At 28.8% G+C, this 16,737-nt stretch carries 14 protein-coding genes; 11 read left to right on the top strand and 3 right to left on the bottom strand.

What is annotated here, in order from left to right; genetic code table 4:
* Positions 1–376 precede the first annotated feature (376 nt).
* The gene (locus JJE79_RS02400; RefSeq protein ID WP_222926037.1) at positions 377–1,870 is read right to left on the bottom strand and encodes a hypothetical protein; all 1,494 of its coding nucleotides are present in this window, start codon (positions 1,868–1,870) and stop codon (positions 377–379) included.
* Between the two features lie 68 nt (positions 1,871–1,938).
* On the opposite strand from JJE79_RS02400, the gene JJE79_RS02395 reads away from it, so the two are divergent.
* The 7 genes from JJE79_RS02395 to JJE79_RS02365 all read left to right on the top strand — a co-directional run bounded on the left by JJE79_RS02395 (position 1,939) and on the right by JJE79_RS02365 (position 9,068).
* A complete protein-coding gene (locus JJE79_RS02395) occupies positions 1,939–2,682 on the top strand; it encodes a winged helix-turn-helix domain-containing protein (RefSeq protein WP_222926036.1) in 744 nt (247 codons plus the stop codon).
* Positions 2,683–2,751: 69 nt separating this feature from the next.
* The gene (gene trxB / locus JJE79_RS02390) at positions 2,752–3,696 is read left to right on the top strand and encodes a thioredoxin-disulfide reductase (RefSeq protein ID WP_222926035.1); all 945 of its coding nucleotides are present in this window, start codon (positions 2,752–2,754) and stop codon (positions 3,694–3,696) included.
* Complete coding sequence (gene whiA, locus JJE79_RS02385; RefSeq protein WP_222926034.1) at positions 3,696–4,583, top strand: DNA-binding protein WhiA; 888 nt, start codon at positions 3,696–3,698, stop codon at positions 4,581–4,583. The genes trxB and whiA overlap by 1 nt, the downstream gene beginning before the upstream one ends.
* A gap of 48 nt (positions 4,584–4,631) precedes the next feature.
* A complete protein-coding gene (gene secG, locus JJE79_RS02380; protein ID WP_222926033.1) occupies positions 4,632–4,865 on the top strand; it encodes a preprotein translocase subunit SecG in 234 nt (77 codons plus the stop codon).
* A 36-nt stretch (positions 4,866–4,901) separates the two neighbouring features.
* Entirely contained in the window at positions 4,902–7,070 is a 2,169-nt protein-coding gene (rnr, locus tag JJE79_RS02375) for a ribonuclease R (protein WP_222926032.1), read from the top strand.
* A 19-nt stretch (positions 7,071–7,089) separates the two neighbouring features.
* Entirely contained in the window at positions 7,090–7,713 is a 624-nt protein-coding gene (gene cdaM, locus JJE79_RS02370; protein WP_222926031.1) for a diadenylate cyclase CdaM, read from the top strand.
* 260 nt (positions 7,714–7,973) lie between these two features.
* Positions 7,974–9,068, top strand: a complete 1,095-nt coding sequence (locus JJE79_RS02365; RefSeq protein WP_222926030.1) for a zinc-binding dehydrogenase — start codon at positions 7,974–7,976, stop codon at positions 9,066–9,068.
* 508 nt (positions 9,069–9,576) lie between these two features.
* Here JJE79_RS02365 and JJE79_RS02360 read toward each other — a convergent pair.
* Positions 9,577–10,122: an MscL family protein gene (locus JJE79_RS02360; protein WP_222926029.1), complete on the bottom strand. Its 546-nt coding sequence runs from the start codon at positions 10,120–10,122 to the stop codon at positions 9,577–9,579.
* A gap of 2 nt (positions 10,123–10,124) precedes the next feature.
* Positions 10,125–11,291, bottom strand: a complete 1,167-nt coding sequence (locus JJE79_RS02355; RefSeq protein ID WP_255565815.1) for a potassium channel family protein — start codon at positions 11,289–11,291, stop codon at positions 10,125–10,127.
* A gap of 283 nt (positions 11,292–11,574) precedes the next feature.
* On the opposite strand from JJE79_RS02355, the gene JJE79_RS02350 reads away from it, so the two are divergent.
* The 4 genes from JJE79_RS02350 to JJE79_RS02335 all read left to right on the top strand — a co-directional run bounded on the left by JJE79_RS02350 (position 11,575) and on the right by JJE79_RS02335 (position 16,699).
* On the top strand, positions 11,575–13,293 hold the full coding sequence (locus JJE79_RS02350) for a hypothetical protein (RefSeq protein ID WP_222926027.1): 1,719 nt from the start codon (positions 11,575–11,577) through the stop codon (positions 13,291–13,293).
* 353 nt (positions 13,294–13,646) lie between these two features.
* Positions 13,647–14,405, top strand: coding sequence for a hypothetical protein (locus JJE79_RS02345; protein WP_222926026.1), 759 nt, complete (start codon positions 13,647–13,649; stop codon positions 14,403–14,405).
* 340 nt (positions 14,406–14,745) lie between these two features.
* Positions 14,746–15,555, top strand: coding sequence for a hypothetical protein (locus tag JJE79_RS02340; protein ID WP_222926025.1), 810 nt, complete (start codon positions 14,746–14,748; stop codon positions 15,553–15,555).
* Positions 15,556–15,925: 370 nt separating this feature from the next.
* Positions 15,926–16,699, top strand: coding sequence for a lipoprotein 17-related variable surface protein (locus JJE79_RS02335; protein ID WP_222926024.1), 774 nt, complete (start codon positions 15,926–15,928; stop codon positions 16,697–16,699).
* The last annotated feature ends 38 nt before the right edge of the window (positions 16,700–16,737 follow it).

The following is a 16,737-nucleotide window of genomic DNA, read 5'->3' as shown; positions in this document are numbered from 1 at the left end:
ATCTGACTAACAACCATTAAGGGTAGAATTGAAAATTAATCACATATATTAATAAATAAGAGTTTATATATAAGATTTAAACTTTACAAATATCAAAACTAAATAATATTAAAAATACAAGATATAAAATTGCTCTTCGTTAAAGAAGTTTATAAAATCGGTTAAACAAAATAAGATAAATCTTTCATTCCTTTTCGAGTATTAAGGTGGATAAAACCACCTTAATATTTTTTTATTTTTACCGTCGATTTTGCAAATTTATTAATATTTTTTAACCTAAAAAATAATTGTTAAAAGAACACTAAATTAATTTAAAAATTAATAAAAAAACATCGAGATTTTACTCGATGTTTTTAAACAATTTAATCAATTAAATTTATTTAGAATTATCTGATTTTTTAGCCATTAATTTATTAATTAAATCAAAGTATTCTTCTAATGAATTATTGTTAGTAATTGCAGTTTGTCTAGCATAAGCTAAACTAGCAACCAGCTTAATAAAACTACGCTTTGTAGTTTTATCTTTTAACAAAGTTTTAACTATATCTAAATTAACATCAACCTTAATTATTATTTGATCAGTTATTGCATCAAATGATGTTGAAAACAATTGGTTTGCTTGTTCGCTGAATTCAATAATTGCTTTTGTATCATTGATTGCAACAACATATTTATTATCAGCTTCTTGATTAATGTCTTCTAGTTGATCATCATTAACTTCTTGTTTGTTTTCTTGTTCAGTTGTTTTTTGTTCAACTTCTTTTTTATTATTATCTTCTTTTTGATCAGTTGGTTCTTCTAGATTAATTTCATTGGTATGTTTAATAACACCACTTAATTTATCATCATTAAGGTATTTTTCATCACCAATGGTATCAATTAAGAATTTTAATAATTGTTTTTCAAACTTACTATCATAAACAAACGAATCATTAGAAATACTAATATCCATATTTGATAGTTCTAATTCACCAAAGATGTATTTATTATTTAAATGATGAACATCTCCAAAAACCATTTCAGGACGATAACGTTGGTATGAATTAATGCCTTTAATTAATTTGTTATTAGCATAAAGATATAAACCTGCTTTTTTAAAATCAGGTTTTTTTAATAAACCAATATAACCTTTAATATAAATATTCTTATTGTTCCAATTAATCGTATGATCAATAATAATTCTGGTTTGATCATTTTTTAATATTGCTAATTCTGGTTTTTTAGTTTTAGGTAGTGCTTTTGCATTAGCAAAAGAACTAATTGGAGCAATAATTGGTGTGGCTAAATCATAAAAACCATGGTTTTTCTTATATAAAACAAAGATGTTTAGTTTATTGGTATTAATGAACTTTTGATAAATTAGTTTCAAGCGATTAGCAATCACCTTGAATTCTTCTAATTCATAGTGTTTTTTTAAGTTCTTAATTCTAATTAACGTGCCATTATTAAACTTAGTGCGGTAATAATACTCACCCCGTTCAGTTTGTCTTAAATCATCAAGGTTTAGTTCGTTATTAACTTTATTAACTAAAAAATAATAACCATTTTCTTCACTGGCATTTTGATTAATAAATTCAAAACTATCACCTAACTTTAATAACGACCTGAAATAAGCATGGTATTGTTCGTTATTAGTTTGATAAAAATTAGCCAGATTCTTAATTTCATCAAAACTAAAACCATTCGTATTATCAAAGATTAATAATTGCTTATCATCTACGTCGTAGATGATAAAAAATAATAATGGTTCAGTTTTTTTATCAAAATTAATGTGGTTAATTAAAGCTGGATCAATTAGATTGCAAAACACATAACCAGTATCATAGTGAAGTTGTTCTGCTAATCTAATCCATTGTTGTTGATAATTCATAGCACCTAAAAAAATTTTAAATTATTTTATAATCTAGACTGTATAAAAATACTATTTTTGTATCCAAGATGCACAATACGGTTTTACTTTATATATTTCTAAAGATTCAGTCAGGACAATGAAAACCTGGTAAGCGAATTCCCTCTGAAAGACAATTATCAATCAAGTTTGGTATTTCTCGTAATTTAATCAGAAGAGTATTTGCAACATTGTGTGCTTATAATGTTTTAGATAATCAATCAAAACCGGGATATTTTGTTCATCCCAACTATAAAACTGGTTTTTTCATTAATTTCTTAGATTTTAACGAAGTTGTCAGTCATGATTATGAGGAACTATATCGCACTCCTTATACCCAGTTTGACATCAATATGTTTAAACAGTTATCTGGAAAAGAAGACTTTTTATCGTCTTCTTTTTCTAAGACTGATCAGGTTGTTTATTTTGATCAAAATAAACAAATCTTATACGTTAATCAGGTGTTATTAAATCGTAAGTTATTGGTTTATCATAATTCAAACACAATGTCTTTTAAGGACTTTTCAATTTTTGCAGATAATGGTCAGCCTGTTGTTAAACACAAACAAATTACGATGATTTGCAATGATCTAGCACCGATTAAATCAGCATTACCAAACCATAAGATTGATGATTGTTTAGTAACTTATGGGGTTTATTTCAACATCGAAGATGAGATCTTAGCCATTAGTAAAATCTTCCATCTAAAATCTGATTCAAAAATCAGTAGTTTAGACATCAAATTAGAATACAAAGATAACCAAACTAGTCTAGAACGACTAACAAGAAAATAACACTAAATAATCAACTTAAATTATTAAGCATATAATTAAGTTATTATTTTTATAAATCTTAATTAAAACATGTCATATCGAGTAGATGCCAAGAACGATCTTTTTGATCTAGTTATTATTGGTAGTGGACCAGCTGGAATTACAGCTGGAATTTATGCAAAAAGAGCAAACATTAATGTTTGTGTTGTTGAAGGTTCAGCACCTGGGGGAAAAATTTTAAAAACTGGTTTTATTGATAACTACCCTGGTTTTGAATCAATTAAGGGTCCTGATTTGGCCGTTAATATGTTTAGCCATCTAAATAGTTTATCAGTGCCATTCTTTTATTCAAAAGTAAGCACTGTTGAAAAACAAGATGGTTATTTCTTAACTTATCTAGAAGATGGTAAGACTTTAATTTCTAAAACAGTAATCGTTGCAACTGGAACAACTGAAAAACGTTTAGGAATTGAAGGTGATGAAAAGTATGAATCAAAAGGAATTTCATACTGCGCCATCTGTGATGGACCATTATATAAATCTCGCGATGTTGCTGTTGTGGGTGGTGGTAATGGTGCGATCGAAGAAGCGATGTATCTATCAGGATTCTGTAATAAAGTTTATGTAATTCACCGTCGAGATGAATTTAGAGCTGATAGCATTGCTGTTGAAAAACTAAAAGAAAAAGCTAACGTTGAATTTATCTTATCAAGCGTTGTTGATAGTTATATTGGTGATAAAACATTAACAGGTTTAAAAGTTAAGAGCTTAAAAACTAATGATGTTTCTGAAATCAAAATTGATTGTTTATTCCCATACATTGGAGCTAATCCCAACGCTAGCTTTTTAAAACCACTTAATGTTTTAAATGATGAAGGTTATATTGTTGTTGATAACAGTATGAAAACAAGCGTTGAAGGTCTATTTGGTGCTGGGGATTGTGTTCAGAAGAAAATTCGTCAGATCTCAACAGCCGTATCAGATGGAACTGTTGCAGCATTAGCTGTTAATGACTATTTAAAATTACATAAATAATGTTGACTTTCAGTCAAGAAGTTAAGAACGAAATTTGTAACCAAACACTAGATAAAAAAAGTGCAAAATTCTTTTTAAACGGAATTATTTTTAACAAACTAACACATAGCTTTGATTCTTATCAAAGCTATGTTTCACAACACCCAAGAACGATCATTTTTTTAAAAAAAATCTTAATCTTATTAGATCAAGAATTACAAAACCAAATTCAACATAATCGTTCAGAAAACCGTTTAAAAAAACAAGATTATGAACTAACATTTAAATTAGATCAACAGTTATTAAATATCAATGCTGATCAATTAGATGAAACTAATATGCGTGCTTTTTTTGGTGGACTGTTTTTAAGTGTGGGTAATTTAGCTTCACCAAAATCTAAAAACCAACATTTAGAATTGGTCTTTAATGAACAACATAAAGCGTTGTTAATTAATAATTTATTGATCCAAAATAATTTTGATCAATTCAAACTAACATCAAGAAAAAATAAATATGTTTTGTATGTTAAAAAAATTCAGGTAATCTTGGATTTTTTAGCATTCATTAATGCGTTTTCTTGTCGTTTTGAATACGAAGATATCAACATGAAACGCAAGATAATCAAACAAGCATATTCAAGTAATAATCTTGATATTGCCAACTTAACTAAAACAATAAATCTTAATGAAAAATTAAAACCCATGATCAATGCAATCATTGCTGATCAATGTTTTAATCACCAAACTGAAATCTTTAAAATCTATTGTTATCTTAAACTTGATCACCCTGATGCTTCACTAAATGAATTAAGTAAATTACTACAAACCAAAGGGTATTTAATTACAAGAACAGGGTTGGCTCACTATAATAAAAAGATAAAACAACTATACAATCAAATTAAAAAATAAAATTTATTATAAAATTACATATTAAATATATATAAATAAAAGAACTGTATGAGTGCTACTGAAATTGTCATGTTCGTATTAGCCATCGTTGCTCTATTAATCGGGTTAGGTTTATCTAACTCAGGAACAACAGGGGGCTTAGCTTCATTATCTGGACAAGATTTAGAAATCTTCAAAAAAACCAAAGACCGTGGGATCATTAAGATTCTGCAAATCGCGATGTTTATTCTGATGTTGATTTTTTTAATCATCGGATTAATTTATCACTTCGTGATCAAATAAGATTAAGGTTGATCAATTAATAAAAATTCTTGAGTTATGAACGATAAAAAACAAACCATAGTTAGTGATATCTTAGAAATTGTAAAGTTAGAAAACAAAAAACCAATTCCACCAGGTATCATTGTTAAAAAACTAAACCATAAGCACTCAAAATCTGCAATTTATAAAGAAATTGATGAGTTATTACTAAGGGGCGAACTAAAAAAACTTAATAACAACAAAGTGGTATTAGGTTATCAAAACTCAGCACCAGATCTAACCAACATTATGGTCGGAAGACTATCAATGGGTAGTAATGGTAATGGGTTTATTAAGATTGATGGTGATGAGCTATCAAAATATTATGTTCATAATATCAATCTAAATAATGCATTAAATAATGACGTTGTTGAATTTGCACCATTAAGCGTTCAAAATGAAAACTACCGTCATGAACTGATTGATGCTTGTGTTTTAAACATCAAACAACGCAATCGCACACAATATGTTGGAACTTACCAAGATACTGGTCATGAATATTTAATCTTACCAGATGATCCTAAGATCATTTATAAGGTTTTATTAGATAAGCATTATGCTGAACTAAATGAACATGATCGCATTTTGTTTGAAATCATTAAGGTTGAAAACCAAACCATTTATGCTAAATTAATTCAAAAGATTGGTTCAAAAGAAGATATTGGTATTGATATTGATGCCATTGCTTATAACCATTTAATTGAATTTGGTTTTAATCAAGATGCCCTAAATGAAGCTAAGAGCTTAAAATACGAATTAGATGATCACCAAAAAAATATTCGTAAAGATTTAAGAGATCTAGAATTCATTACAATCGACCCAGCATCAGCCCTAGATTTAGACGATGCAGTTTATGTAAAAAAACTAGATGATGGTAATTACAATCTAAAAGTTGCGATTGCTGATGTTTGTCACTATGTTAAATTTAACGGTCCACTTGATCGTTCAGCAAGAAATAAAGCGACATCAGTATATTTAGCCAACAAAGTAATTCCGATGTTACCAGAAGAATTATCAAATGATTTATGTTCATTAAATCAAGGTGTTGATAAGTTTGCTGTTGTTGGTGATTTAGTGATTGATGGCACTGGTAAGATGGTTAATTATGAATACTACCCAGCAATCATTAATGTTCATAAACGTTTTAGTTATGAAATTGTTAATGAATATTTCAAAGCTACAAACGATCTAAATGATGTTGAACCTAAAATCAGAACAATGCTGGATGATGCTAAGGTTTTAGCTAAAATCTTACGCCAAATGAAGATCAAACGTGGTTATTTAGCATTTGATGTTGATGAAATTGCCATCGAACTAGATGATAAGTTTGAACCAATCAACATTGTTAAAAAACCTCACGGTGAAGCACAAGAAATGATTGAAGACTTCATGGTTGCAGCTAACGAAGCAGTATGTTTATTTGCCGCTGATCATAAATTAGATTTTATTTATCGCATTCACCCAAAACCACCACTACATAAATTAAACAATTTCAGTGTAGCAGCTAAAATTCTTGGTTTTGAAATCTCAGGTGATTTAAGTAATATTAAATCAACTGACATCCAATCTTGATTAATTAAAAACCAAGATAATAAAGCAATTAAATTAATCAACAAGTTGTTATTACGTTCAATGAATAAGGCTAATTATTCACCTGAAAACTTACAACACTTCTCATTAGCTTCACGTAACTATACGCACTTCACTTCACCAATTAGAAGATATGCTGATAATATCGTGCACCGTATTTTGTGAATGAATATCTTTGATAGACAAGCATATACAGACGAACAACGCAACGAATTAAAAACTGAATTGTATAACTGATGTGAATTTATTAATAAGAAAGAACTTAACGCACTTGATTGTGAACGTGATGTTAATGCCTTCTTATCAGTTAAATACATGTCACGCTTTAAGAATCAATACTTTAAGCAAGTAACCATTAGCACGATTACTAATTTCGGAATGTTTGTTGAATTAGATAACGGAATTGAAGGTTTAGTTCGCTTAAATAATATCCATGGTGATTTTTATAAATATGACCCTAATACTGACACATTAGTTGGTAAAAAGAATAACAAGCGTTATCAGATTTCAGAAAAAGTTGATGTTAAACTTTTATCAACTGATAACCGCTTACGTCGTATTGATTTTGAAATCGAAGAAGATAAAAATATAAAATAGTAGTAATATAGTGTTATAAATGAATTCTGTCCTGCTGATCTTAATCCTTGTTGCTTTTTTAATCATAATGGTTGTAATATTGATCCAATTTACAATCTTTATCTTTTCTAAAAAAGCTGAAAATGATTCACTTTTTAAATCAATTAAAAAGATCTTTAAAAAGAAAGATGATCAGCGAACGATTAATGATTTTTATGATAATTTAAGCAGTTCGTTGCTTAAATTATCAGCTGACAAGATTGGTGGCATTATTGCGATTGAACGAGAAGACAATCTGGATTATTACATCAATGTTGGTTATAAGATTGTTGGTGATTTTTCACCTGAGTTCATTATTTCGGTCTTCTATAATAAGAAATCACCGCTGCACGATGGTGGCATCATTATCCGTGATATGAAATTAACATCAATATCAAGTTATTTCCCAATGACCAGACAATTATTAGATGTTTCATACGGTGCTAGACACCGTGCTGGTGTAGGGTTGAGTGAAAAAACTGATGCGATTGTGTTTATTGTTAGTGAAACAAATGGAAAAATTTCTGTAGCTCAAAAAGGTCGAATTAAACGGCTATCAAATAACCCAGAACGGCTATTTGATGAAGTAGTAAAGCTATTAGAAGATAAGAAAAATCGTGATTAGATTGGCTAAAATAGCCAATCTATTTTTTATCTATAATCCTGATAAATCCTAGGTTTTGATTGAAATTAATGCTTATTTTTATCATTAAGTTCACCATAATTTTTCATCGCCCATTTATAACATAAAAAAATATAAAAAATAATTAATATAACATAAAAACAAAATATAAGAAAAATAACACTCAGATTTTTAAAAATTTTTCAAAAATTTATTTTATACAGGTTTATAATTAAATCGTAAAAAAATTGCTAGGAGTTGATATGAAATCAGTAAGTAATTTACCTAAAACAATGAAGGCATTAGCTTTCTTTGAAAAAGGTAACATTAAAATTGTTGAAAAAGAATTACCTAAGATTGGTCCAAACGATGCTTTAATTAAAGTATCTACAACAACAATCTGTGGAACAGATATCCACATTTGAAAAGGTGAATATCCTGTTGCTAAAGGTTTAACATTAGGTCACGAAGCTGTTGGAACATTAGTTGCTTTTGGTGATGAAGTTAAAGGTTATGAATTAAATGAAAGAGTGTTAGCTGGTGCGATTACTCCAAGTGGTCACTCTGCTGCTTGTCAAGGTGGACAATCTTCACAAGATGGTGAAAATGAAAAATACGGTTACAAATTAACAGCTGGATGAAAATTTGGTAACATGATGGACGGATGTCAAGCTGAATACATTTTAGTTAAAGACGCAATGTATAACTTAGCTAGAATTCCTTCTAACTTAACAGACGAACAAGTATTAATGTGTCCAGACATTATGTCAACTGGTTTTTCTGGTGCTGAAAATGCAAGAATTAAAATCGGTGACTTCGTTGGGGTAATTGCTCAAGGTCCAATTGGTCTATGTGCTACTAACGGTGCTAGATTACTAGGTGCTTCTAAGATTATTGCAATCGATGGAAACGACAGCCGTCTAGAAATGGCTAAACAAATGGGTGCTACTCACACTATTAACTTCACTAAAGAAGATGTTAAGAAACGTGTTGCTGAAATTACTGATGGTAGAATGTTAGACTCTGCTATTGAATGTTTAGGTAAACAAGCTACATTCGCACAAGCTATGGAATTAATCAGACCAGGTGGAACTGTTTCTTCATTAGGTGTTTATAGTGATGATATTAAAATTCCTTTATCAACAATCGGTGCTGGTCTAAACGACGGTGTGATTGCGTTCTCTCTATGTCCTGGTGGAAAAGAAAGAATGAGAAGATTAATGGAAATTATTGAAACTAAACGTGTTGATTTAACTAAATTAGTAACTCACACAATGCCATTTGATAAGATCGTTGAAGCTTACAGCTTCTTTGCTAACCAAGAAGATGGCGTATTAAAAATTGCTATTAAATTCTAATCAAATAGTCAATAATCCCATATCATATTATTAAGTTCTAAGTTTTAATCAAACATTAAAACCAACACATAGCATATGCTATGTGTTTTTTATTGTAATTGTGATTGAATAGATGGTTTTTTGATTAGTTATTAAGTGAAGTAATGCCCAAGCAAAGTGCTAAATTAATAAGGGTTTAATGCCTGATATTTAATGCTTAAAATTTAATTCAATAAAACTGTATAAAAGCTAAAAACCCTTAATGATTTGATGCAAGCAAATGATTAATCTTGATGTCAAATTAATAAGGGTTTTAAAGCTTATTAAAACCAACCCTTATTTGTTTTTATATCCAACTATCATCCCAATCATAAAACTCTAATATATCACCAACAATAAGCTTTAAAAACAATTCTTATCACCCCTTAATGATTTGACAATCCAGCTTAAACAAACAATAAAAAACACCCAGATAATTCTGGGTGTTTGATCTTTAAATGTGATTTATGTGATTAACTAATTATTAGATTTATTTTTTATCACCATTTGCTTTTGCATCAAATGGAACTTCAACAACTTTATCACCGAATTGGTTTGATAAGATTTCAACATTGTGAGCTTTTGATAATAAAGCAATTTGTTGTTTTAATAAAGTGTTGTTTGTTTCTAATAAAGTAATCATTTTTTGTTGATCAGTTGGTTCAGCAGGTTTTTCTTCAACAACTTCAGCAATTTTTTGTTTTCTTTGTCTACATTCTTTAACGATTTCAACGATGTAATAAATGATGAATAAGAATGCTACTAGAATGATAGTAATGATTAAGAAGCTAATTAAAGCAGCTAAGAATTTACCGTATAAAATTCCATTTCATTCTAATTTATCGATGCTGTCTTTGCCATATAATTTAGCAATTGCAGCCATAATTACGTCATTAGCTAATGAAGCAACAACAGCATTGAAGCTAGTCCCTAATAATAGCCCGATAGCTAACATTAAGATGTTGCCGCGTTTAACTACTTTAGTTGCGTTTTTAATCGCTTTTTTAGATCTTGTTTCTTTCTTTAAAAATTCCATTGTTAAAATTTAATTTCAATAAATTCGTAATCATCCAATGACTTCTTTCTATGATCATCAGACTTAGGTTTGACTGCTTGGTTTTCGCAGTTAGTGTTGTTATTTGGCTCTTCGTTTTGGTTTTGTTGGTTTTGGTTTGCTTTTTGGTTTTTCTTCTTTTTACTTCTTTTTTGCATCTCACTTAAAAAAGCACCAGCAATAACCCCTGATGGGATGGCAACGATCGCGATCGCTAATAATGAAATGAAGCTAACAATCACTCTTGAAATTGGAGCATGTGGTGAAAAATCACCATAACCCACAGTTGTAAGTGTAATTGTGGTGAAGTAGAATGCTTCACCAAAGTTCTTAATATAACCAACTGATAAGCTATCTAAATTATTTTTATCATCAAGTGATAAAAGGTTTTTTGCATCTTCATATTGCTGATGGTTAATCTTATTAATTAAGCTTTGATAAGCACTAGAAGCTGGATCTAATTTATTTAATTTGATAAAGATATCAAATTCAGATGAATTAGCATAATTGTCACTAACACTAGCTAAATAAGCTAATTTTTGATTAAACAAATAGACAGTTTCTTGTGATCAGATTATCAAAGCAAATAAGATGATCAGAATAATAATGATGAAAAAAACTGATGTTAACAACTTCTTTTGTTCAACAAAGACATTCGTAATTGCTGCAAACGGCGAAAACAGTGACAACACCATAAACAACCGCACAATTCTTACTAGCCCTAATGAAGAAAAGGCTGTAAACACATATTCAGCATTCTTATCATTTGCTTCTAAAAAGTATTTAATTGCTTGTGCAGAAGATAAGATACACAAAATAATCACGATACTACTAAATGAAAAGATGTATTTAATTGTTAATTTAAATAAACTAACGTGCTTATTGTTATCTAAATAACGATAAGTAATTAAATGACCAATCCAGTCAGTAATAAAGACGAAAAAACTCAATAACGATACTACTTTAACAAAAGTAGCAAACCCTTCTCGTGATTCTGGTGAAGGGACGATAACTAGAGCAATAAAACTAACAATACAAGCAAAAACAATTAATGTTGCATAAAATGCTCTGATTAATCTAATTCGCTTGTGGTGTTTAAAACCATCATTAAGATCTGGTAGTGACCAGAAAACAACGGTCATAACTTTCATTAACCAAAAATGATTTGCCTTTAGTTTATGAATTGAATCCTTCATAAGAAAATTAACACCAGCAATAATTATATAATTATTGATTAAGATAAATCTATGATTTATCAAGAATTTCAATAACACTACCAACCAAATGTTGGTTTATTCTTATATAATAATAAAATGTATGTCGCCTAATTGAAGTTTATTTGATCTTAAACTTTGATTATAAGTATAAGATCATATTGTGGTCTTAATCAATAATATTTATTAGTAGTTTATTTAATTAATACGTATTTTCTTTATGAAGAAGCACAATCTTTTTAAAGTTAGTCAATTATTTAGTCTGTTTTTTGTATCAAGCATTTTAGTATCTTCATGCACAAGTAGTATTGGCATTGATAAAGATAGTGGTGAAAATAAAACCCCACCAGCATCAAGAACACAAGGATCATCTGATGGTTCATCAGATGATCAAGTGATTGATGATAATGTTAATCAACCAGTTATGACATTATCAAATGCTCAACGGTTAAGAAATTATGCCAATACCTTAGATCCGTCTAGTTTTATTGTTGTTGATACTAAAACGCATGATAATTTAAATAGATATACAACAAGACCCCAAGATTTAGTGCCTGATAATTTTCAATTAATAAAAACTAATGAATTAGCTAGGGGTTGAAACGTTCGGGTTGAAATTGTTAGTTATAGCAACATTAATGGAATGGCTACTATTAATGTTACTTTTAGTAAGGATAATGAAGCTGACATCAGATCTAATGAAATCCAATTTGACGGGTTTAAAAGTTTAGGTACTGAGATTGCTGACAAACTTATTAAAAGGGTTAAATTAAATGATAATGATGATTATGTTGTTGATATCTTAGATGGTGGTGATGCTAATTTTTCAACCCTAAAAGATCTGAATAACCAAATCAATTTATCTGAGGTGCTCGATCATGATCAAATGGATGAGAATGATGTTCAACAAGATAATGATCAAACTGATAACAACAACCGTTTTAAACGTTCAACGCCTAATAAATCAACAGGTTTAGAATTAACTAATGGTTTTTATGATTCATTTAAAAAAGCTAATCAAAATGCCTTAGATGAATTAAGAAATGAATTTAGTATTAATGATCTTTATTTAGAAGGTCAAGCTGTTATTGATAAAATCTATCGTCCAAATAGTAAGTCACAAGAATATGGACCAATATTTTATTATTTAAGATCTAAAACTAATCACCCATTAAGTATTAAGTCACCATCATATCCAGAACTTGAAGTTTATATCCCTGGAATGATTGTTAGAAACATCATTCCAGATGATGTTGAATTATCAGTTAGTTCAATTAATATTCCCAACATTATGTTTGATCAAAACAAACAATCAAACAAACAAGCATATATTGATAAGATCAAAAGTAATGATCATGGGTATTATTATGATGTTAATCATAATGAAATTAAGATTAAGATTAATGAGAACCAAATCTATAATGTTGATGCAATTAAGATCCCTTATATTGCACCAAACAATAATGACAAGATCTTATTTAAAGCTAGATACATCTTTGATGGAACCAAAGTTGATACAGACTTTTTTAGCACAACAATTCGTGCTAAAAAAGTAACAGCAACCAGTAGTTTAACAACTAATGCCATAGCTAGTCATGAACTAACAGCAATTGATACTAAACTTCCAGTTTATTATCAAATGCGTAAAAAACATACCGAAGGTAAAGAAACTTACTTCTGAAACGAAGATCAACAAATCAAAGGTGAAGCTAATAAAGATAATGGTAAAGGTGTTAGTGTTTTAATTAATAATAAAACAAATGCAGTTAATGCTAAGGATAGTTCTAAGAACTATCAAGAAACAGTTAACTCTAATTTAAACGAAGCAACTAATTACATATTATTATCTAGAATTCAATATAATACTAGTCAAAATAAGACTGAGTATTATTGACCTAATAAAGTAACAATCTTACATATTGATAAACCAACTAAATAAATAGAGTTGATTGTTAAATAAGTTTTAAATATACCAGCATTTAAAGATGCTGGTATTTTGTTTTATTCTTGTCTAGTTGTAATTGTTTTATGTATATTTATTAACTTTTATAAATATTCTTATTTTTTATGGAATATTGAAATAATTTAAATAAAATGCTTTATTTTCAATAATATTTTAAGAAGAATAATAAAAGTTAAAACAAAAAAAAAAAAAAATGGTTGTTTTTTTGAAAATCTCAATTTTTTAGAATTATTGAAGATTATTTTTGTTATTGATTTGATCTAACGCAGAAGTCTTTTCAATTTTATATTCTGTTGTTATGTCGAATAAAAACATATCTTAATTAGGAAATGAAAAAGAAAAATATTTTTAAATTATTTAGTCTATTAGGACTAGGTTCAGTAGTTGGGTTAGCTGCTGCTAGCTGTTCTACTGATGGTGCATCAGCTGATGCTAGCAAAACTGATGTTGAAGCTTTCATCAACGGTTTAGCACAAGACAAAATTGAAGCTTACAAAGGTGATGCTAAAGTTGAAAACAAAGCTCAAACTGAAACTAAAGATGTAACTAAGTTTGATTTAGTTCAAGCTGAAAAGAACAACGCTAAAGCTAAAGGTTGAACAATCGCTATTGCTAAAGCAACAGATGGAGAAAATGCTGCTGAAGGTAAAATTAAAGTAACTATTAAAGCTACTAAAGGAACTGAAACAGTTACAAGAACAACTGCTTTAGAAATTACTGGATTTAAAGCAGTAGCTAAAGAAGAAAACAAAACTGAAGATCAAAATAAACCTGTTGATCCAGAAAAACAACAAGGTGATGAAGCAAAAGCATTCACAAAGGATGATGCTACAAAATTCTTAGCAGCTCTTAAAAAAGAAAGCTTTACAGTTAAAGAAAACGTAACTGCTGAAACTGCAAAACAAACTGATTTTGATTTAGTAGAAACTGAAAAAACTAAGTTACCTACTGATTGAGTATTTAGCATTACTAAAGCTGAAAGAGATGGTGAAAAAACTAAATTATCTTTAAGCTTAGCTAAAAAAGATTCAAATAAAGACGACGAAAAAGCTAATTCAGAATTTACATACGAATACACTAAGAAATAGTAAATTTGACTTCATTAATCTAAGATAAATACCTTTCATAGGTATTTATTTTTTTATGTCTGTGAATTGTTTTGAATTAAATAATCTAAAAAAGATATATTATTTAATAATTTTTAATGGAATAACTAAATAATTTAAATTAAATGCTTTATTTTCAATAATATTTTAAGAAGAATAATAAAAGTTAAAACAAAAAAAAAAAAAAATGGTTGTTTTTCTGAAAATATCAATTTTTTAGAATTATTGGAGATTATTTTTGTTATAGATTTGATCTAATGCAGAAGTCTTTTCAATTTTATGTTCTGCATTATGTCGAATAAAAACATATCTTAATTAGGAAATGAAAAAGAAAAATATTTTTAAATTATTTAGTCTACTAGGACTAGGTTCAGTAGTTGGTCTAGCTGCTGCTAGCTGTTCTACTGATGGTGCATCTGCTGATGCTAGCAAAACTGATGTTCAATCTTTCATTGACGGTTTAACACAAGACAAAATTGAAGCTTACCAAGGAAACACTAAAGTTGAAAACAAAGCTACTGTTGAAACTAATGTTGTAACTAAGTTTGATTTAGTTCAAACTGAAAAGAACAACGCTAAAGCTAAAGGTTGAACAATTGCTATCACTAAAGCTGAAAATGGCGAAGTTGCAGCTGAAGGTAAAATTAAAGTAACTATTAAAGCAACTAAAGGTAATGAAACTGCTACAAGAGCAACTCAATTAGAAATTACTGGATTTAAAACTCCTGCAGCTGGTCAACAACAAGGCGGTGGAACAGGTGAACAAGGTGCAAACAAAGCTGGAACTACTAAAGAAGAAGCTAAAACTAAATTAGAAGCTTTAACAAAAGAAAGTTTTACTGCTGAAGAAGGAACAACAGCTGATGCAAATCTTGCTCCTGAAAAATTCCATTTAACACCTGATGCTCAAAAAACTTTACCTACAGATTGAACTTTTAAAGTTGATAAAGCTGAAAAGAAAGATGCTAAAGCAAAATTAACTTTAAGTTTAACTAAAGGTGATGATAAATTAACTCACGAAGTTGAATATGAATTTGCTACTAAAACTACTTCTGAAACATCAGGAAGTGGTAGCCAAGGTGGAGCAGGTGCATCTGGTCAACAAAGTGGTGGCGGTGCTGCTGCTAAATAAAAAAATAGATTTATCTATTTAAAATCAAAATAATATTAGAAACTTTTAATAATTAAAGGCAGATAACTAGATCAAAGTCTAGTTATTTGCTTTTTTGTTTATTCAATAAATTAATTAAATACATATAATTAATATTTTTTAATGGAATAACTAAATAATTTAAATTAAAAGCTTTATTTTAAATAATATTTTAAGAAGAATAACAAAACTTAAAACAAAAAAAAAAAAAAATGGTTGTTTTTCTGAAAATATCAATTTTTTAGAATTATTGAAGATTATTTTTGTTATAGATTGCGTATAGCTTATCTAATGTATTGCTATCAAAAACATAATCAAGCTATACAAATCAAAAACATATCTTAATTAGGAAATGAAAAAGAAAAATATTTTTAAATTATTTAGTCTATTAGGACTAGGTTCAGTAGTTGGTCTTGCGGCTGCTAGCTGTGCTGAAGCTTCTAAAGATGTTTCAAAAGTTGATGCTGAAAAAGTTGTAAACGCATTAGCTGAAGCTAACATTGAATCTTACAAAAAAGGTTCTAACAACCAAGACGAAAAAATCACTACAAAAGGTGAAGTTGAAACTAAAGATGTTACTAAATTTGATTTAGTTAAAACAGAAAAAGATAAACTTTCTGGTTGAACAGTAACAACTGCTGCTACAGCTAATACTATTAATGAAGCTGATGCTGCATTAGGTAAAATCAAAGTAACTGTTAAAGCTGTAAAAGGAAACGACACAGTTTCTAAAGAAATCGAAGTTACAGGATTTAAGAAAACTGTAAAAGCTGAAACTGATGACAAAAAAGATGACGGCAAAAAAGAAGAAGTTCCTCCACAAAAAGATGAACCTAAACCTGAAGCTGAAGTTTCAAAACAAGATGCTGAAAAAGTATTAAAAGAATTAACAACTAATGACTTTGATGTTGCAAAAGATACTATGGCTGAAAGTGCAACTAAAGAAAACTTCACTCTTAAGAACGAATCTAAAACTAAGGTTCCTAATGGTTGAACAATTTCAGTTGATGAAGCTAAACCAGACAAGGCAAAAAAACAAGTTACTGTTACTGTAAGTTTCACTAATAGCAAGAAAACTGATGAAAAAGTAACACGCACAGACTTAGTTTTCACATTAGAAAAATAATTATTTAATTAATTATTACAAACTCAAATACCTAGCTA

The organism is Mycoplasma sp. E35C (assembly GCF_019873825.1).
Lineage (GTDB): Bacteria > Bacillota_I > Bacilli_A > Mycoplasmatales > Mycoplasmoidaceae > Mycoplasmoides.
This window is presented reverse-complemented; position numbering and strand designations above follow the sequence as displayed.